Raw genomic sequence first — 18598 nt, forward strand, 5'->3', positions numbered from 1 at the left:
AGTGTCGTGAAAGCGGGGGGGAACGCGGAGGACCTGGGGGGGCAGGAACTGGAGTCGTTCGACGAGAGCGACTTCGAGTTCCGGATCGCCAGCTTCTGAGTTCGGCGCGCGGGGGATGAGGCCCCGCTCCAGCAGACGGCGTCGGGGGACAGCCGTCATCTCGAAGGGTGGTCGCGTCGGGACCGGGGGGCCGACGACCACATGATGCGGGCGTCGAGGACGCGCTCATCCGGAGAGGCGCTGGAGTGCGGACTTCCAGGGAGTGAGGGAGGGGGCGCACCCCAGGCCCTCCGTCTCCAGAGAATCCAAGGGCTCTGGAGGCGGAGGCCCCCTGGCTTTCATGCGATACGGTGCGGGCTCCTTCTCGATGGGAGTCCTCACATGAAGTCCGCGAAGTGGGCGGCCCTGCCGCTGTTGCTGCTGGCCGCCTGTGCCACCACGGGGCGCCAGGGCGCTGCTGACGACTCGCCGCCGCGCCTCATGTCCTGGTCGGAGCAGATCGCCGAGCGCGAAGCCTGGCTGGAGAAGCGCCACGGCATGCTGCTGGACATGATGCGCCGCCATGGCGTGGGCATGTGGGTGGTCGTCAACGAGGAGTTCCACGACGACCCGCTCACCCAGTTCATCGCGCCGCCGCGGCCCTATGCGGGCAACCGGGACATCTTCGTGTTCGTCGACGCCGGGCCCGAGGGGCTCAAGCGCGTCGCGCTCTCCGGCTACTCGGAGGCCACGCTCGCGCGCTTCTTCGAGCTGCCCGAGGAAGGGCGCAAGCCGCAGGAGATCCTGGCGGACCTGAACACGCGCTATCAGCCCCGGACGATTGCCCTGGGCATTGGCGGCAAGCGCGGGGTGACGCGCAGCCTGACGAAGGACAGCTACGCCTTCCTGGTGGAGGCACTGGGCGCGGAGGCGGAGGCCCGCTTCGTGAGCGCCGCGCCGCTCATCGAGGAGTACCTGGACACGCGCATCCCCGAGGAGTGGCTGCACTACCAGCGGCTGGTGATGCTGACGGAGGCCGTGGTGAAGGAGGCCTTCTCTCCGGAGGTGGTGGTGCCGGGGAAGACGACCGTCGGTGACGTGCGCCGCTTCCTCTATGACAGGCTCTGGGCGCTGGGCGTGGACACCTGGTTCCAGCCGGACTTGCGCGTGCAGCGCAAGGGCGCGGACGGCGCCAGCTCGCGAGGCTTCCTGGCGCCCGCGAAGGAGGACGTCGTCATCCTCCGCGGCGACCTGCTGCACGTGGACTTCGGCATCACCTACATGGGGCTGAACTCCGACTGGCAGAAGATGGCCTACGTGCTGAACGAGGGAGAGACGGACGCGCCGGAGGGCCTCAAGCGGGCGCTGGCCAACACCATCGAACTCCAGGACGCGCTGATGCTGCGCGCCTCCCGTCCGGGCCGCACGTCCGCGCAGGTGTACACGCAGACGATGGCGGAGATGAAGGAGAAGGGCATCGAGGCCATGGTGTACAGCCACCCGCTGGGCAACCAGGGCCACGCGCTGGGCGCGAGCATCGACTTCCGTTCGGCCAGCCGGCAGGAGGAGTCCAAGACGTTGCGCCTGGGCTCGTACATCGCCATCGAGCTGAACACCGCCACCTCGGTGCCGGAGTGGGATGGGCAGAAGGTCTTCGTGATGCAGGAGGACCCGGCCTACCTCACCGAGGAGGGATGGAAGTTCTTCGTGTCCAGACAGGAGTCGTTCTACCTCCTGGGCCGCGATGGGCAGGGCGGGCAGCGAAGTCAGGGCGCCAAGGGAGGCAAGGGCGTGACGACGCGTGGCATGCCCATGCTCTGAGCCCGGCCTACGCGCCTCGCCCGCTGACGTCCGCCCACGTGAGCCCGAAGCGGGCCAGGTACTTCTTCAACCGGTCCGCGTCGTTGACGCTCTTCTTCTGGGCGCGTGACTGAGCGAACAGCACGCGCCCTGCGTCCGACAACGAGCGCGATGCCCGGCAGACGCTGAGTACGTCCGCGAGCTGGACCCGGTCGAAGCGGTCCAGCTCGCTGGCGAGGTTCTCCCCCAGCACCTCCGCGACCAGGTCCCCAGCGACGACCGCAGCCTTCTCTCCGGAGGGCCGCCACTGCTCGCGCAGCCGTTCGAGCTCCTCGTCCACCACGTCCCGAGTAATCCGTCCACCCGCCGCCAGCGTGGCCATGCGCAGCACCGCCGCGTTGAGGTCCCGGAAGTTGCCTGCCCACCTCGCCTCGGTGGACGTGGCGAAGTCCAGAAAGCGCTTCTGCGCCTCCTTGTTCATGGTGACGCGCGTGCCCACGGCCTCGGAGGACTGGTCCAGTTCGAAGAGCAGATTGGGAGGGATGTCCTCCGGGCGCTCGCGCAGCGCGGGCAGCCGGAACGTCCACAGGTTGATGCGCGCGAGCAGGTCCTCCCGGAAGCGCCCGCGCTCGACCTCGACTTGGAGGTCCCGGTTGGTGCCGGCGATGAGCTGGAAGTCGCTCTCCACCTCGCGGTCCGCGCCCACGGGCAAGAAGCGCTTGTCTTCCAGCGCGCGGAGCAACATGGCCTGCTCGTCCGCGCCCAGCTCGCCGATTTCGTCCAGGAAGAGCACGCCGCCGTTTGCCTGCCGCAGCAGACCGGGCCTGTCGCTCAGCGCGCCCGTGAAGGCGCCCTTCACGTGCCCGAAGAGCGCGGACATGGCGCCGTCGCCCCGGAGCGTGGCGCAGTTGAGGTCCACGAAGGGGCCTGCCACGCCGCGCCGCGCCTTCTTCAGCGCGTAGATGCGCCGCGCGAGCTGCGACTTGCCCGCGCCGGTGGGGCCCGTGATGAGTAGGGGCGCGCGGGACTGGACGGCCACCTGTTCGATGCGCTCGATGAGGCGGTTGAACGCCGCGTTGCGGGTGTCGATGCCGGACTTGAGGAAGGCCAGGCCTTCTCGCTGCTCCTGCCGGAAGCGCGCGGCCAGGGTGTCGTACTGGGACAGGTCCAGGTCGATGAGGGTGTGTGTACCCGCGCCCGCGCGGTCCCTGGGGTCGGGTGACACCTGGACCAGCTTGCCGGGGATGAGCCGGCTCTCCACCAGAAGGAACATGCAGATCTGCGCGATGTGCGTGCCCGTGGTGATGTGGACCAGGTAGTCCTCCGCCTCGGGGTTGAAGGCATAGCCGCGCACGTAGTCGAGCAGCGCGCCGTAGGTCTCCTCCAGGTCCCACGGGTTCTGGATGTCCAGGGGCCTGCCCCGCACCTCCGTCTCCGGAGACACCTGGCGGATGTCCCCCGCCAGTGTGGCCGCGAGCGAGGTCGCGTTCGGCGGATGCAACAGCTCCAGCCGGTGCACCAACAGGTCCTCCTGCTGGCACAGCGCCACCGTGGGCCGCCACCGCGCCCAGCGCTGCGGCCCCTGCCCGTTGTCCAGCGTCGTCCCGAGCATCCCCAGGACCACCGTCTTGCGCGCGCGCGATTTCGCCATCGAGATAGGACTTTATCTGCGGAGATAGAGAATGCCAGATCGCTTGGAGGGCTCCCCTCGGAAGCGGTGTTGGCACGCCGGCTGCTCTAGGCCTCCTCCGTGACCGGGACACAGCGCCCGGCGGACGACTGAAAGGTGGAGACGATGAGCCGCATCAACGGGAACTACGAGGTGCTGTCGGACGAGGCGGGCCGCCCCATCAAGGCGTGGACGGTGGGGGTTCCGTTCGAGGACGAGGCGAAGAAGCAGCTCCGCAACCTGCGTGGCCTCCCCTTCATCCACAAGTGGGTCTCGGTGATGCCGGACGTGCACCGCGGCTACGGCGCGACGGTGGGAAGCGTGGTCCCCACGGTGGGGGCGGTGGTGCCGGCGGCGGTGGGGGTGGACATCGGTTGCGGGATGATCGCCGTTCGCACGACGCTGCGGGCGGACCAGCTCCCGGACTCGCTGCGTGGGGTTCGCTCGGCGATTGAGCGCGCGGTGCCGCATGGCCGCTCCGACAACGGTGGCCGCAACGACGTGGGGGCGTGGCGTGTGGCGCCCGCACGGCACCAGAAGGAGTGGGCGCGGTTGGTGGAGGGGTACGACCGCATCGTCGGGAAGCATCCGCGCATCGGCCGTGGGCCGGAGCTGTCGCACCTGGGGACGCTGGGAACGGGGAACCACTTCATCGAGCTGTGCCTCGATGAGTCGGATGGCGTGTGGCTGATGTTGCACTCCGGTTCGCGCGGCGTGGGGAACCGCATCGGGAGCTACTTCATCGAACTGGCGAAGCAGGACATGCGCCGCTGGTTCATCAACCTGCCGGATGGGGACCTGGCGTACCTGGCGGAAGGGACGGAGCACTTCGAGGACTACGTCTTCGCGGTGAGCTGGGCGCAGGACTTCGCCGCGACGAACCGGGCCCTGATGCTGCATGAGGCGGTGGAGGCGCTGCAGTTGAGCGGTGAGCTGCCTCCGTTCGAGCTGAAGGACGCGGCGGTGAACTGCCACCACAACTACATCGCCCGTGAGCACCACTTCGGAAAGAACTGCTTCGTGACCCGCAAGGGCGCGGTGCGGGCGCGCGAGGGCGACCTCGGCATCATCCCCGGAAGCATGGGGGCGCGTTCGTTCATCGTCCGCGGGAAGGGGAACGCGGACAGCTTCCATTCCTGCAGCCACGGCGCGGGCCGGGTGATGTCGCGTGAGGCGGCGAAGCGGCGCTTCACGGTGGAGGACCACGTGAAGGCGACCGCCGGCGTGGAGTGCCGCAAGGACGTGGACGTCATCGACGAGACGCCGGCTGCGTACAAGCCCATCGATGCGGTGATGGCGGCGCAGGCGGACCTGGTGGAAGTGGTCCACACCCTGAAGCAGGTCGTGTGCGTGAAGGGCTAGAAACCGAGAGGTGAACATGCCGGGATGAAGACACCGAGGCGCCCGCGCTCCCCAAGAGGCCGAAAGGCCGCCAGGATGGGGGCGTGGGCGCCGCTATTTTCACGGGGGTGTCAGTGCGTGCCGGGTGGTTCGTGAGTCGCGAGCAGCAAGGAGGAAGTCGTCATGGTGCGCATCGATGGTTCACAGGGGGAGGGCGGGGGGCAGGTGCTGCGCACCTCGCTGGCGCTGTCGCTGGTGACGGGCAAGCCCTTCACCATCCAGAATATCCGCGCGGGCCGGAAGAAGCCGGGCCTGCTGCGCCAGCACCTGACGTCGGTGAAGGCCGCAGAAGCCGTGGGGGCCGCGGAGGTGTCGGGCGCGGAGCTCGGCTCGCGAGAGCTGACCTTCCGGCCGAGTGCCCTGGCCGCGGGGAACTATCACTTCGCGGTGGGTACCGCGGGCAGCGCGACGCTGGTGCTCCAGACGGTGCTTCCGGCGCTGCTCCTGGCGGAGGGGCCTTCCACGCTGATGTTGGAGGGGGGAACGCACAACCCCATGGCGCCACCGTTCGACTTCCTCCAGCGGGCGTATCTGCCGCTGGTCCGTCGCATGGGGCCGTCCGTGGAGGCGACCCTGGAGCGTGCCGGTTTCTTCCCGGCGGGAGGCGGGCGGTTCCGGGTCGACGTGCGACCCGCGCCGCTGAAGCCACTGCACCTGCTGGAGCGGGGGCGCGTGGTCCGTCGCGACCTGAAGGCCGTGATTGCGATGATTCCGTTCGACGTGGCGCAGCGCGAGCTGGGCACGGCGGGGGCGATGTTGAAGTGGCGGCCCGATGAACTCCGGACGGAGGAGCTGAAGCGTCCGCTGGGGCCCGGCAACGTGCTGGTCGCCGAAGTGGAGAGCGAGCACGTGACAGAGGTCTTCACCGGCTTTGGTGAGCGGGGGAAGCGGGCGGAGGCCGTGGCCGGACAGGTCGCTGAAGAGGTGAAGCGCTACCTCGACGCGGATGTGCCGGTGGGCGAGCACCTGTGTGACCAACTGCTGCTCCTCGTGGCGCTGGCGAAGGGTGGCGTGTTCCGCACGCTGCCGTTGGATGGGCATGCCGAGACGCAGCTTCAAACCATCGCCCAGTTCCTGGATGTGAAGGTCGAGGTGCGGGAGGTGTCTCGCGAGGTTCGCGAGGTGGAGGTCCGCGCCTGAGTCCCAGGGGCGCGTCCGCTTGCGGGCGGCCCTGGGGCTGAGCGTCGCGCGCTCCGCTCGGAGGGCGGCCAGGCCCCATGGCGGGTGGGCATCTTCGTGGCGCGCGGTCAGGCGCCGGCACCATGCATGTGCGGAGGAGACGTCCGCGTGGCAGAGGTGCCTGAAGTCGAAATCATCACCCGGGACTTGCGGCATGCCGTCGTGGGCCGCCGCTTCGCGGGGGCAGAGGTCCTGGTTCCCTCTGTCGTTCGCTTCCCGTCGCCGCCAGACTTCATCGAGGCCTTGAAGGGGCGGCAGGTCACCGCCGCGAACCGAAGGGCCAAGTTCATCTTGCTCGCGCTCGATGACAGGACGACGCTCGCGCTGCACTTCATGCTCTTCGGAGAGTTGGCGCTGCGCCCCAAGGGGAGTGAGCGCCCGTCTTCGACACTGGTGGTGCTCGAGCTGGAGGGGGGCGAGGAGTTGCAGTTCACGGACTCGCTGGGCTACGCGCGCATCGCCCTGGCGCCTTCCGCTGAGCTGGCCGCGCGCCTGAAGTTGGATGAACTCGGGCCGGAGGCGCTGGGCGAGGGCTTCACTCCGGAAGTGCTGGCAAGGCAGCTCCGGCGCCGGAAGAGTCCCCTCAAGACGGTGCTCCTCAACCAGCGGGTGGTGGCGGGGCTCGGCAACCGGGACGCGGACGAGAGCCTGTGGCAGGCAGGGATTGACCCACGCAGGCTGGCGTCGTCTCTCACGACCGATGAGGTGGTGCGGCTGGACGGCGCCATCCAGGCGGTTCTCGATGAAGGGCTCCGTATGCGGGGAACCCAGCGAGACCTCTTCGGCGTTCAAGGCCAGGCGAAGCACCGGCGCAACGTGTTTGGCCGCGCCGGGGCGCCGTGTCCTCGCTGTGCCACGCCGGTCTCCCATCAACGCATCGGTGGGCGGAACACGTACTGGTGTTCCTCGTGCCAGCCCCTGGCGAGCGCGCCCGAAGTCCCCGCGCAATCCTCGCTGCTCTGAATCGCGTCGCGTGGACCCGTTGATGCCAGGATCCCCGCGAGGCTTCCTCGCGCCCGTGCATTCGTTCCGGTCAGGCCCGCATGTTAGATCACGTCCCGATGCCCCGGGTTGCTGCCGCCTGAACTCAAGGCCAGCCCCGGAGCATGAGGGGGAACGATGCCGTCAAGAATTGCAGGTGGGCTTCTAGGGCTTGTGTTGCAACTGGCGCCGTGTGTGTTGGGAATGCCGATGGCGCTCGCCGCGTCGCCGCGCGTTTCCGGGGATGCCACCCACGACCTTCCCGTGAGATTCGAAGACTGCAAGGGTCCGCCTCCGGCGGCGCGAACGACGACGCGTGCGGTGCGTGGGGATGAGCTGCCCGACTTCGTCATCACCGATGTTCGTGCGCCATCGCGCGTCTACGGGCGGGACCCCTTCGAGGTTGTCGTCACGGTCTGCAACATCGGCCGCGGCGCGGGGAGCGCGGACGTCGAGGTGTACGTGTCCCGGGACGTGTGCATCGCCAAGGAGGACGCGTTGCTCGGGGCCGTCTCCTCGGGATGGGTGGGGGCCGGGAAGTGCGCGTCACGTTCAATCGTCGCCAACAAGGAGGCGTCCCAGTCGGGGATGTGGTTCGTCGGGGCCTTGGTGGATCCGCACGCGCGTGTAGACGAGGTCTCGGAGGAGAACAACGCGCACGCTGGCGACTCCGTGACGTTCGACGCGCTTCCCGACTTCACCGTGGAGTCGGTGGCGGTGCCCTCGGTCGTTCGCCCGGAGTGGCCTTTTCATGTGGCTGCCCGTGTGTGCAACAGAGGCCAGGGGTATGAGTGGGCGACGGTATATCTCTATCGGTCGTCCGACGCACATATCGACACCGACGACGTCGTCATGCGCGACCAGTCGTGGCTCTTTCTCGATGCCGGACGATGCGAACGCGTCGTGTTCGTCGGGGCGCTCAGCGAACCGGGCACTTCGTACCTCGCGTTCATGGTGGATCCGCTGAATGAGCGGCCCGAGGATGACGAGACCAACAACCTCAGTGTCGTCAGTCCTCTCGAGGTGGGCTCGATTCCCGACTACGTCGTCGCGGCGCTGAGGGCACCGGCCATGGAGTCGAGCAACGGGAGCCTTCCTGTGCGCGCGACGGTGTGCAACCAGGGCACGGCTCCCGCGTTCGCCACGCAGGTGCAATTCCAGCTTCGTGCCAGTGAGCCCTCCGCTGAAGGCGTGTTGCGTGTCTCATCGCGGAACATCCCGGCCTTGGAGGCCAACCAGTGCATCGAGTGGGAGGAGTCGCTGGGCTCCATGGCGAACGCGGCGCGAAGCTGGCGGCTGGTGGCCACGGTGAATCCGGTTGGCGCGCAGACAGAGGCTCATTTAGGCAACAACGACAGGTCCGTGGACGTCCTGCTGGGCTCCTCGGCGGACCTCTCCGTCACACGCATCGAGCCGCTGACGCACGCGCTCGTTCCGGGGGCCTCCTTCACCACGGAAGTCACGGTCTGCAATACGGGAACGCTCTCCGCGTCGGCGCTGGCGGTTCATGTGGCGCTGTCGGACGGCCCGGACCCTCGGGCGGGCATTCGCGTGGGGACCCGGGCCTTTGGAGCGCTAGGCAAGGGTTGCGCGGTGCTTCCCGTGGTGGGGACGGTTCCCACGCAGGGGTTGCCCGCCACTGTCCATGTGAAGGCCTCGGTGGAACTCGTTGCGCCTGTCGGGGGAGAGGCACATCTGGAGAACAACGCGCTGACAGGCCCCGTGGTGGGGCTGGGGACCGGGCCTGACCTGGTCGTGACGCGGATCGCCGCCCAGGGGCGGGCGGCGTGGCCCGAAGGGAAGCTGCCTGTCTCGGTGACGGTCTGTAATCAGGGCAATGTGCGGACGCCGCGAGCGGCCGTCCAGACGCTCTTCGTGCCGGAGGTGCTCCCGGAGATCTCGGCGGGCATCCAGGGGGCGAAGCTGTCTGTCGAGTCGTTGGCGCCAGGGGCCTGCATCACGTTGGACGCGGAGGCGATGGCGCCCTACTACACGGGGGCGTTTCGATTGGCGGCGCGGGTCGACTTCGACAACGCCATCACGGAGTTGGTGGAGTCCAACAACGGCGCCGTGGGGGATATCATCCAGGTGACCCAGCTCAGTGGATTGGTCGTCACGGACCTTCAAGCGCCGACGGCGATCGACACGAACGCCACCATCAATGCTACCGCGACGGTGTGCAACCGGAGCCCGGTGGCTCAGCCTGGCACTGCGGTCGGGCTCGCGCTGCGCACGGAGGATGACTTTCCCGTCTCCGCGCTCTCCGAGTATGTCGTGGTTCCGGCGCTCGTTCCGGGCGCGTGCGCGCAGGCGACGCTGCGGGGCTGGTCCAACGTGCCGCAGGAGGGCGCCTACAGGCTGGTGGCCTATCTCGGGGACCCATGGGACGTGTATGCCCCCGAGCAGTGGCGCGCCCTCTTGTTCTCCGTGCCCATCGCCGTGGGGGGCCGGAGCGATTTCGCCGTGACGGCCGTGAGTGCCCCGGTGGGCGTCCAAGCAGGTGACGCGTATCCGACGGAGGTCTCCGTCTGCAATCGAGGCTTTGGTCAGGGGTCGGCCTCCGTGAGGGCCTACTTGTCTCGTGACGAGCACCTGGACCCGGCGGTGGATGTGCGGGTCGGGCAGATGAGCGTGACGCTTGCCCGGGGGCAGTGCCGGACAGTGTCGGTGTCGTCGCGGGCCACCGTCAGCAGCGGGGACGTTTGGTACGTGGCCGCGGACGTGAGTATGGGCAGCCTCCCGGACCTGGTGCCCGCCAACAATGCTCAAGTGGGCGCCCGGATGGTCGTGACACCCTGATTCAGAGGGGGCGCGGGCGAGTGGGCAGCGGACACGGTGGCTGTTATGACAGCCCCGTGTCCGACGTCACTCCCCCCGCGCCACCTCCGTTCGAAGCCGCGCTGGTCCGCGCCAGCGAGGAGCTCGGCTTCCCCAGCTACTACCAGTCCTGTGTGCGCCCGTTGCTGCGCAACCCGGAAGGCCGTTGGCCGCGGTGCTGTGGCGGCGGGTGTGAGCCGTGCGCTCAGACGCTCATCCAGGTGGCCCTGCGCACCCTGGAGTTGATGGGGACGCCACGCCAGGCGCCGCTTCCGGACTGAGGCGGAGGCGACACGTATGTCCGCACCACACCCGTTGCTGCTCGTGGATGACGACGCCGCGTTCCGCAAAGTCTATGGCGGGCTGCTGCGCGATGCGGGTTACGAGGTCGTGGAAGCCGCGGACCGGCCTTCCGCTCGCGCGGCCTTCGACGCACGCGACTTCCCCCTGGTGCTGCTCGACCTGATGCTGCCTCCCGACGGGAGTGTCTCCGCGGGGCTGGAGGGGCTCGCGGCGTTGCTGAGCGCGAAGCCCGGGACGAAGGTCATCGTCGTGTCCGGGGCAGGGGACACGCGGCACACGCTGGAAGCGGTGCGCCTGGGCGCGTACGACTTCCTCACCAAGCCAGTGGACCCGGACGTGCTGCTGGTGGTGGTGCAACGGGCGCTCGCGCGGGTGACGCTGGAGCGGCAGGTGGAGGCGCTGCGCAGCTCGCTCACGCGCGCGGCGGGCGGTGTCTCCCTGGTGGGGCAGAGCGCGTCCTTCCTGGCGGCCACGTCCCTGGCGGAGCGCGTGGCGGCCAGTGAGCTGCCGGTGCTCGTCACGGGCGAGAATGGGACGGGGAAGGAGCTGCTCGCGCGCACCGTCCACCTCAAGAGCCGCCGCCACGACGGGCCCTTCGTCCCCATCAACTGTGGCGCACTGCCGGAGTCGCTGCTGGAGAGCGCCCTGTTCGGCCACGTGAAGGGCAGCTTCACCGGGGCGACCAAGGACCACCGTGGCCTCTTCGCGGAGGCGGACGGAGGCACGCTCTTCCTGGACGAACTGGGCGACATGTCGCCGTCCCTCCAGGTGAAGGTGCTCCGTGCGTTGGAGACGGGTGACATCCTTCCGGTGGGCGCGGACCGGCCCGTCCAGGTGGACGTGCGGCTCATCTCCGCCACCCACCAGGACCTGGGGCGCATGCTTCAGGAAGGCGCCTTCCGCGAGGACCTCTACTGGCGCGTGAAGGGCGTTGAAATCCGCCTGCCGCCGCTGCGCGAGCGCCCCGCGGACCTGCCGCTGCTGGCCAAGCACTTCCTCAATCAGTGCGCCCACCTGTGCCCGGACGGGCGCGCCCGGCTGTTGTCGGACGCCGCGGCGGAGGCCCTGCTGGCCCACGCATGGCCGGGGAATCTGCGCGAGCTGCGCCATGAGATGCAGCGCGCCACCGTGCTGGCGGGGGAGCGGCGTGAAATCCAGCCCGAGGATTTGTCCTTCACCGGCAGCGAGCGGCTGCACGCCACCCGCGCGCCGGGCTCCACGACGCTGGCTCAGAAGGTGGAAGCGTTGGAGCGGCGCGAAATCGAGGAGGCCCTGCGGCGCCTGAATGGCAACCGCACGCACACGGCGGAGGCGCTGGGCCTGTCGCGCCAGGGACTGCTCAAGAAGCTGGAGCGCTTTGGACTGACGTGAGTCAGAAGAGCCGGGCGCCCAGGCCCAGTCGTACGCTGTAGCCCAGGCGCGTGTGGCTTTCGCCCGAGCGCTCCTGGAAGGACTCCACGCCGAGCTGGCCCGCCGCCAGCGCCGACAGGTTGCTGCCCAGGTACACCTCCACGCCGCCTCCGCCGAGCGCCTGGATGCGCCGCGACTGGCCATTGGACAGGCCGATGTCCACCGGCACGTCCAACAGCCCCAGCACGGACACCGTGTCCGCGACGCGCCAGCCCGCCACCAGCCCGGGCGATACGCGGAACAGCACGCCGGAGTAGTTCCGGTCATCCATGTACGTGGCGCCCGAGTTGAGCACCACGCCCAGGCCCACCGTGGGCGCCAGGGACAGGATGCCTTGCTCCAGCACCTTGCGCCGCACCGCGAGCTCCAGCGCGGCGGAGAGCTGGAACCACTGGAGCCGCGCGCGTGCCTCCAGCTCGAAGCCAGAGATGCCTTGCCGGAAGCCCACGCCGAGCTCCGGTGCGCCCACGAAGCCATAGAGCGCCGTGGCTCCGTCCGGCAGCGTCACGGGCGCCAGCACCGCGCCCAGCGGGTCCTCGCTCGTGCCGCGAAGGAGCGCCGTGTCAGACGTCGTGACGCGCGGCGTTTCGTCGGCCGGAGCAGGGGCTGGCGCCTGAGCGGCGGACTCCAGGGAAACGAGCAACAGCGCGGACACGAGTGGGCCGAAGCAGCCAGGACGCATCATGCATGCACCCTACCCCGCAGAGCGGCGGGCGGAAACCCCAACGATTCCAGGGGCTTGTCGGCACCTTGCGTATTTGTCCGGCTTGGCGCGAAGATTTAGTAATTCATGGCTACCGCGCTCCCACAACCTTCCACGTATGCCGGACCGGAAGCCCTGGCCGAGGCGGGGGCGCGTCGCCATGCGTCACGAGGCCGGCCCCGGGTGTTGCTGGTGGATTCGGCGCCGGGCGCGCAGGCCGTGCTGGCTGCTGCGCTGGCGGAAGCGGGCTTCGAAGTCCTGCTGGTCGCGGGCGCGCAGGCCGCGTTGGCGTCGTTGGCGGAAGGCGGCACGGCGCCGCAGTTGGTCGTCACCGAGGTGGAGCTCCAGGACGGAGACGGCTTCAGCCTGTGTGGTCAGGTTCGCGCGGACGCGCGCACGGCGCACCTGCCGGTGTTGCTGCTGGCTCGGCGTGAAGAGGAGTTCCACCGGGACCTGGCGGGCGGCGTGGGCGCGGACGACTATCTGGCCCATCCCGTGGACGCACGAGACGTGGTGGCGCTGGCCCGGCTCAAGGCGGGCCAGTGCAGCGGTGACGCGGCCTTCGCGTCGGACACGCAGCGCCTGCCGCTGACGGACGTGGCGCGAGCGCTGCTGGCGGGCGTCCGCTCTGGCCGCGTGGTGTTGGCGGAGGGCCAGGGCTGGTTCGCCTTCCGGCACGGACTGGTGGTGGACGCCGTCTTCAATGGCGAGCGCGGCAGCCTGGCCTTCCGGCGGATGCTCTGCTTTGGCGCGGGGGACTACGCGGTGACGCTGGGGCCCGAGCTGCACAAGGGCTCGTTCACCATGGACCGCCCGTATCTGTGCGAGACGGTGCTGCAGGGCCTGGAGCGCTTCGACGCGCTGCGTGCCCGGGGCCTGCCGCTGGCATCGCGGCTGACGGTGGACTTCGCCCGGCTGGCGGAGATGCTGGCGTCGTTGCCGGAGGACGTGGGCGAAGTGGTGCGCCTCTTCGACGGGCGCCGCACGCTGCGCGCCATGTTGCTGGAATGCCAGTTCCCGGAGGCGGTGGCGTACGAGGCGTCCACGCGGCTGTTCGCGCTGGGCATCCTGGTGCCCGCGTGCCTGCTGGAGGAACGCGAGCGGGCGCGCTGTGGCGCCACGGTGCCCGGCTTCTTCGAGCCCGAGCCCTCCGTGGACGCCGTGCCGGTGGATGCGCGGGAGCCGGCCCCCGCTGCCTGCGGTGGGGACGGGGCCTCCGCGCCCTTCACCCTGGTCGGAGGCTCGCAGCCTCCCGTCATCCTGGACTTCCCCAAGAAGGTCCCCGGCGCGCCGAGTGGCGCGGAGGGCCTGGAGGGGGCTGTCCGGTCCGACGACGCGGGCGTTTGAAGGGTTTGACTCGGCGGCCCTCGGTAGGGGACAAGGCCCGGCGCGGGGTGCTCCATCCGCTGGGCGCCCGTTGAGGCACACCCACCATGTCCGGTCACAATCGGTGGTCGAAGATCAAGCGCCAGAAGGCCGCGATGGGCGCGACCAAGGGGAAGCTGTACTCCAAGGTCGTCAAGGAAATCACCGTCGCGGCGCGGCTCGGTGGCGGTGAGCCCTCCGGCAATGCCCGCCTGCGCGTCGCGCTGGCCGCGGCCCGCGAGGCCAACATCCCGAAGGACACCATCGAGCGCGCCATCAAGAAGGGCACGGGCGAACTGGAGGGCGAGAACTACGAGGAGGTGACGTACGAGGGCTACGGCCCCGGCGGTGTCGCCATCCTGGTGGAATGCCTCACCGACAACCGCAACCGGACCGCGGCCGACATGCGCTCCACCTTCAGCGCGTATGGGGGCAACCTGGGCGCCGAGGGCGCGGTGGCCTGGATGTTCCAGAAGAAGGGCGTCATCAGCGTGAAGTACGGCCCCTCCGAGGACCAGTTGATGGAGCAGGCCATCGACGCGGGCGCCGAGGACGTCATCATGCTGGGGGACGAAGGCGCCGAGGTGCGCACCGCGGCGGCGGACCTGCACACGGTGGCGGGACGGCTCCAGGAGTCGGGCCTGCCGCTGGGGCAGCAGCGGTGGGTGTTCCTCCCCCAGAACACCGTCGCGCTGGACGTGGACACGGCGAAGAAGCTCCTGAAGCTGCTGGACGCGCTCGAGGAGAACGACGACGTGCAGAACGTGCACGGGAACTACGAAATCGAAGACGCGATGCTGGATTCGTTGTTGCAGTAGCGGAGTGCTGGAACGGAGTGGAACGTGCGCGTGCTAGGCGTTGACCCGGGAAGCCGGTTCATGGGCTTCGGGGTGGTGGAGGAGAAGCGGGGCCGGCTGGTGCACGTGGGCCACGGCGTCATCAAGGGCGATCCGGCGCTGCCGCTGTCGGACCGCCTGCGGGACTTGCACGGCGCGCTGACGGCGGCCCTGGTGAAATACCGCCCGGCCGCGGTGGCGGTGGAAGGCGTGTTCACCTTCCGCAACGCACGCAGCGCGCTGGTGCTGGGGCATGCGCGCGGTGTCGCACTGCTGGCGGCGGCGCAGGCGGGGCTGCCCGTCTTCGAATACGCGCCGGCGAAGGTGAAGAAGGCGGTGGGGGCGGGCGGCGCGGACGGGAAGGACGCGGTGGCGCGGATGGTGCGGACCTTCCTGGAGCTGGATGCGTCGGTGCTGGAGCGCGCGGACGCGAGTGATGCGCTGGCGGTGGCGCTGTGCCACCTCAACCATGGGCGGGCCGCGGTACCGGCGGCGTCCGCGTCGGGCAAGAAGCGCAAGGGCGCGGCGGCGCTGCTGGCGGACCGGCTGGCGCCCGCGTACCGGCGTCCGGAGGCGAGATGATTTCGCGGTTGCGTGGGACGGTGTTGGAGAAGGACCTGGAGGACGCCACCATCGACGTGGGCGGCGTGGGCTACCGGGTGAACTTCTCCTCACTGGCGCTGGGGAAGCTGCCGGCGGAGGGACAGCCGGTGGACGTGCGCGTGCGCACCGTGGTGCGCGAGGACGCCTTCGACCTCTTTGGCTTCCTGACGAAGAGCGAGGAAGAGGTGTTCCTGCTGCTCAACAGCGTGTCGCGGGTGGGACCCCGGCTGTCGTTGATGGTGCTGTCCGGCATGGAAGTGCCGGAGCTGGTGGCGGCGCTGTCGCGGGGCGAGGTGGCGCGGCTGGCGAAGATTCACGGCGTGGGCAAGAAGACCGCCGAGCGGCTGGTGCTGGAGCTCAAGGACAAGGTGAAGACGATTCACCTGGAAGCGGTGTCGCGTGGGACCGCGCCGGCCGCCGTCAGCGGAGCCCACGCGGACCTGGTCTCCGCGCTGCTCAACCTTGGCTACAAGCAGCCCCAGGCGGAGAAGGCCGCAGACCTGGCCAGCGAACGGCTGGGGGCAGAGGCCACCTTCCAGGCGCTGTTCCGCGAGGCCCTCAAGGCGCTCCGCTCCGGCGGCTGATCGCTACGACACATCGGGTGTGACGGCGCTGTGACGGCAAATCCGGGAGAACGGCTGGGCCGTACCGTCCTCTCTCCCGTTGAGAGCTTGAAAGATGCTGGGGCCAGAACGCCCCAGTGTTGCCCTGTCTTCAGAAGTCGTCCGGCGTCGCGTGATGACGGACAGCAGACGCGATTTCCTACCCGAGTCCGAGTAGGAGCATCCGACATGGGTGACACTTTCCAGTTCCAGCGGCGAGGGCCGGCACGGCGCCGAGGATGAGGGTTGCATACATGACGTCATGGCGTGCCATTCCTGTGGGGCTGTTGCTGCTTTGCGGGGGAACTGCAGGGTGTGAGCCGCTGGTGGAAGGTGATGCGGGGGAGGAATGGGCGCGGGCCGTTCCCGGGTCGCAGGCACCTGTCGACATGTCGACGGAGTCGTCGGGGCGCAAGGCGCCCGTCCTGTTTCCGCAGCCTTGGGCGGTGTGCAGCGACACGGCCCAGCGGCTGCGTGACATCCGACCGGGACTGACAGGTTCGCAGCCGCAGGAGCTGGCGCGGGCGGGCGAGGTGCTCGTCTTCAGCGCGGATGACGGCGTGAGTGGCCGCGAGCTGTGGGCCAGCATCGACGGGGCGCGGCAGACGCTCCGGCTGAAGGACCTGCGGCCGGGGCCGGCGGGTTCGCAGCCTCGGAACCTGACGCGGGTGGGGCCCTGGGTCTTCTTCGTCGCGGACGACGGCGTGCATGGCGCGGAGCTGTGGCGCACGGACGGCACGGCGGACGGCACGGTGCTGGTGCGGGACGTGCGGCGTGGGACGGTGGGCGCGGCGCCGGAGTTCCTCACCGAGGTGGACGGCGCCCTCTACTTCACGGCGGATGACGGGTTGTCCGGCCGCGAGCTGTGGCGCACCGACGGCACGGAAAAGGGCACGGAGCGGGTGCACGATTTCCTGCCCGGCGCGGGTTCGCTCGCCCTGAGCCAGTTGACGGCATGGGGCAAGGGCCTGGCGCTGGTGTCCGCCAACGCCGCGGAGACGGTGCTCTGGTGGGTGGACCGCCAGGGCCGGCCGACGCGGCTGTTCTCCCAGCAGGGCGCCGGGGTGATTTTCGGGCTGACGCCGGCGGGCCGGCACCTGTTCTTCCTGTTGGACCCGGGCACGGAGCAGGGCGAACTGTGGGTGGCGCGCACGGCGCCGCCGTCCGCTGAGCGGGTGCGGACCTTTCCAGGTGACTACCCGGCGTACCTCGCCGCGCTGGATGACACGCTGTACTTCCTGGCGGGCGCGAGCGACTGGTACGGCAACCCAGGCGACGCGGTGCATGGCGGCGAGCTGTGGCGCAGTGATGGCTCGGCGGAGGGCACGGGGCTCGTCGGGGACCTCTGGCCAGGCCCCCAGGGTTCGATGCCCAAGGAGCTGGTCGCGCTGGGCGGCGAGCTGTACTTCACTGCGGACGACGGCGTGCACGGCCGCGAGCTGTGGCGCACCGACGGCACGGCGCAGGGCACGATGATGGTGCGCGACATCGCGCCAGGGCCGGTGGGCAGCGTGCCCACGGGGCTCAAGGCCGAGTCCGGCTGGTTGTTCTTCTCGGCGGAGACGGCGGGGCACGGGCGCGAGGTCTGGTACAGCGCCGGCCGCCCCTGGGTGACGAGCCGGCTGCTGGACATCGCGCCGGGGGCCGCGTCGTCGAACCCGTTCAACTTCGTGCGCGCCGGCTTCAACATCTTCTTCGCCGCGTCGGACGGAGACAGGGACCAGGAGCTGTACGCGGTGCCCTTCCGCCCCTGGTGGCTCTGCTTCAGCCGGGACTGCTGAGCGCTAGGCGGCCCGCCGTGACGCGGGGGTGGGCCGCACGTCGCCGAAGTTGGGCGCGGGCAGGACGATGGTGGGCGTCAACCCGGGCGCCATGACGTGCGCGGTGAGCTGCGAGGACGGGTGGAAGTTGATGAACGCGCCGTCCACGGAGGATGTGCCCGCGAACAGCTTCTCCACCACCATGGAGGAGTACTGGTCCAGGGAGTCCTCGCGTGTGTTGCCGTTGAGGACGACCTCCCAGCCCATGTGCTCGGCGAAGCGGCGCACGCCGGGGATGGCGGACTGGAGCGGCGTGTAGCTCTCCGTGGCCACGCCATTCTCGCTGGTGACGAACACCTCGCGCGAGGTGGCCACCGCCAGCGACATGTTGCCGCGCGTGTGGCCGGGCGTGCTCAGCAGCGCCGCGCCCTGGCCCAGCCACACGTCACCGTCCAGCAGCACCACGCGCTCACGGGGGATGTCGGCGCCGCCCGGGACGAGCCACACCGCCTGCATGGGGTGTGGCTCCAGGGCCACTTCCCATTCGGCGCGCTGCACCAGCAGCCGGGCCCGAGGGAAGTACGCGGGCATGCCGTCACCGCCCAGCCAGCCGCGCAGGTCCTGGATGTGGAGGTGGTCGAAGGCCAGGTAGTCCACATCCGCCGGGATGAGGCCCAGCGCGGCCAGGTGGCTCTGCACCGAGCCGTGTCGCGTGGACATCACCTTGTCCGAGACGAAGGCGCCGTAGCGCTCGCGCAGCGCGCGGTAGAAGGGGGCGGAGACGCCGCGCTCGTAGTCGGAGGGGTTGAACAGCAGCGTGCGCCGCGCGCCCTCCCGGTCCACGAACTGCACCACCTGCATCCGGTTCGTCAGCATGACGTAGGGCGCCGGAGACAACGCCGCGCCGCTGAAGGCGAACTGGGCGGGGTAGGGGAAGGTGACGAGGTCGCAGGTGGCCACCGCCGCCACCGGGCCTTCCCTCACAAAGGCCTCCCTCGCATCCAACGCGGCCCGGCGGAGCTTCTGGAGCCGGAGCCCGGGCACGGGTTCGGCGCGCGCGCCGGCCAGGGAGGGGAGGGGACGAAACGCAGGGCTCGTGTTCATGCGGTCTCCAGGCTCGACTTTCGCACACGGCAGGCGCACTTCAATCGCCTCGGAGTATCGGCGGGGGGCTGTGCCTGGAACGCTGG

At 69.6% G+C, this 18598-nt stretch carries 15 protein-coding genes; 12 read left to right on the forward strand and 3 right to left on the reverse strand.

Annotated features, from left to right (window positions below):
- Window positions 1-381: 381 nt before the first annotated feature.
- Window positions 382-1800, forward strand: a complete 1419-nt coding sequence (locus FL344_RS12935) for a M24 family metallopeptidase (RefSeq protein WP_141618740.1) — start codon at window positions 382-384, stop codon at window positions 1798-1800.
- A gap of 7 nt (window positions 1801-1807) precedes the next feature.
- Here the strand turns inward: FL344_RS12935 and rtcR are convergent, their stop codons facing one another.
- On the reverse strand, window positions 1808-3430 hold the full coding sequence (rtcR, locus tag FL344_RS12940; protein ID WP_141618741.1) for an RNA repair transcriptional activator RtcR: 1623 nt from the start codon (window positions 3428-3430) through the stop codon (window positions 1808-1810).
- Window positions 3431-3574: 144 nt separating this feature from the next.
- Here rtcR and FL344_RS12945 point away from each other — a divergent pair, with 144 nt between their 5' ends.
- From FL344_RS12945 to FL344_RS12970, 6 genes are all read left to right on the forward strand, one after another.
- The gene (locus FL344_RS12945) at window positions 3575-4810 is read left to right on the forward strand and encodes an RtcB family protein (protein WP_141618742.1); all 1236 of its coding nucleotides are present in this window, start codon (window positions 3575-3577) and stop codon (window positions 4808-4810) included.
- A 162-nt stretch (window positions 4811-4972) separates the two neighbouring features.
- A complete protein-coding gene (gene rtcA / locus FL344_RS12950; protein ID WP_141618743.1) occupies window positions 4973-5989 on the forward strand; it encodes an RNA 3'-terminal phosphate cyclase in 1017 nt (338 codons plus the stop codon).
- 147 nt (window positions 5990-6136) lie between these two features.
- A complete protein-coding gene (mutM, locus tag FL344_RS12955; protein WP_228564991.1) occupies window positions 6137-6991 on the forward strand; it encodes a bifunctional DNA-formamidopyrimidine glycosylase/DNA-(apurinic or apyrimidinic site) lyase in 855 nt (284 codons plus the stop codon).
- A gap of 282 nt (window positions 6992-7273) precedes the next feature.
- Entirely contained in the window at window positions 7274-9808 is a 2535-nt protein-coding gene (locus FL344_RS12960; RefSeq protein WP_228564992.1) for a CARDB domain-containing protein, read from the forward strand.
- 56 nt (window positions 9809-9864) lie between these two features.
- The gene (locus FL344_RS12965) at window positions 9865-10107 is read left to right on the forward strand and encodes a hypothetical protein (RefSeq protein WP_090493237.1); all 243 of its coding nucleotides are present in this window, start codon (window positions 9865-9867) and stop codon (window positions 10105-10107) included.
- Window positions 10108-10123: 16 nt separating this feature from the next.
- Window positions 10124-11500, forward strand: a complete 1377-nt coding sequence (locus tag FL344_RS12970) for a sigma-54 dependent transcriptional regulator (protein WP_141618746.1) — start codon at window positions 10124-10126, stop codon at window positions 11498-11500.
- A gap of 1 nt (window position 11501) precedes the next feature.
- Here FL344_RS12970 and FL344_RS12975 read toward each other — a convergent pair whose 3' ends face one another.
- Window positions 11502-12224, reverse strand: coding sequence for a hypothetical protein (locus FL344_RS12975; protein WP_141594048.1), 723 nt, complete (start codon window positions 12222-12224; stop codon window positions 11502-11504).
- Window positions 12225-12329: 105 nt separating this feature from the next.
- On the opposite strand from FL344_RS12975, the gene FL344_RS12980 reads away from it, so the two are divergent.
- From FL344_RS12980 to FL344_RS13000, 5 genes are all read left to right on the forward strand, one after another.
- Complete coding sequence (locus FL344_RS12980; RefSeq protein ID WP_141618747.1) at window positions 12330-13589, forward strand: PleD family two-component system response regulator; 1260 nt, start codon at window positions 12330-12332, stop codon at window positions 13587-13589.
- Between the two features lie 86 nt (window positions 13590-13675).
- Window positions 13676-14425 carry a YebC/PmpR family DNA-binding transcriptional regulator gene (locus FL344_RS12985; RefSeq protein WP_141594046.1) on the forward strand — a complete coding sequence of 250 codons (750 nt, stop codon included), beginning with the start codon at window positions 13676-13678 and terminating at the stop codon, window positions 14423-14425.
- A 24-nt stretch (window positions 14426-14449) separates the two neighbouring features.
- A complete protein-coding gene (gene ruvC, locus FL344_RS12990) occupies window positions 14450-15025 on the forward strand; it encodes a crossover junction endodeoxyribonuclease RuvC (RefSeq protein WP_011554951.1) in 576 nt (191 codons plus the stop codon).
- Entirely contained in the window at window positions 15022-15630 is a 609-nt protein-coding gene (gene ruvA, locus FL344_RS12995; RefSeq protein ID WP_141594045.1) for a Holliday junction branch migration protein RuvA, read from the forward strand. The genes ruvC and ruvA overlap by 4 nt, the downstream gene beginning before the upstream one ends.
- 407 nt (window positions 15631-16037) lie before the next feature.
- On the forward strand, window positions 16038-17429 hold the full coding sequence (locus tag FL344_RS13000) for an ELWxxDGT repeat protein (protein ID WP_228564993.1): 1392 nt from the start codon (window positions 16038-16040) through the stop codon (window positions 17427-17429).
- Window positions 17430-17432: 3 nt separating this feature from the next.
- Here the strand turns inward: FL344_RS13000 and FL344_RS13005 are convergent, their stop codons facing one another.
- Window positions 17433-18512: a hypothetical protein gene (locus FL344_RS13005; RefSeq protein WP_141618749.1), complete on the reverse strand. Its 1080-nt coding sequence runs from the start codon at window positions 18510-18512 to the stop codon at window positions 17433-17435.
- Window positions 18513-18598: the final 86 nt, after the last annotated feature.

Origin of the sequence: Myxococcus sp. AB036A (assembly GCF_006547355.1) — a bacterium.
GTDB lineage: Bacteria > Myxococcota > Myxococcia > Myxococcales > Myxococcaceae > Myxococcus > Myxococcus virescens.

Excerpts from the sequence above, each read along its gene's own strand:
- FL344_RS12985 (WP_141594046.1), top strand. The coding sequence starts at position 13,676 with ATGTCCGGTCACAATCGGTGGTCGAAGATCAAGCGCCAGAAGGCCGCG.
- rtcA (WP_141618743.1), top strand. The coding sequence starts at position 4,973 with ATGGTGCGCATCGATGGTTCACAGGGGGAGGGCGGGGGGCAGGTGCTG.
- FL344_RS12980 (WP_141618747.1), top strand. The coding sequence starts at position 12,330 with ATGGCTACCGCGCTCCCACAACCTTCCACGTATGCCGGACCGGAAGCC.
- FL344_RS12970 (WP_141618746.1), top strand. The coding sequence starts at position 10,124 with ATGTCCGCACCACACCCGTTGCTGCTCGTGGATGACGACGCCGCGTTC.
- ruvA (WP_141594045.1), top strand. The coding sequence starts at position 15,022 with ATGATTTCGCGGTTGCGTGGGACGGTGTTGGAGAAGGACCTGGAGGAC.
- FL344_RS12935 (WP_141618740.1), top strand. The coding sequence starts at position 382 with ATGAAGTCCGCGAAGTGGGCGGCCCTGCCGCTGTTGCTGCTGGCCGCC.
- rtcR (WP_141618741.1), bottom strand. The coding sequence starts at position 3,430 with ATGGCGAAATCGCGCGCGCGCAAGACGGTGGTCCTGGGGATGCTCGGG.
- FL344_RS13000 (WP_228564993.1), top strand. The coding sequence starts at position 16,038 with ATGTCGACGGAGTCGTCGGGGCGCAAGGCGCCCGTCCTGTTTCCGCAG.
- FL344_RS13005 (WP_141618749.1), bottom strand. The coding sequence starts at position 18,512 with ATGAACACGAGCCCTGCGTTTCGTCCCCTCCCCTCCCTGGCCGGCGCG.
- FL344_RS12975 (WP_141594048.1), bottom strand. The coding sequence starts at position 12,224 with ATGATGCGTCCTGGCTGCTTCGGCCCACTCGTGTCCGCGCTGTTGCTC.
- FL344_RS12945 (WP_141618742.1), top strand. The coding sequence starts at position 3,575 with ATGAGCCGCATCAACGGGAACTACGAGGTGCTGTCGGACGAGGCGGGC.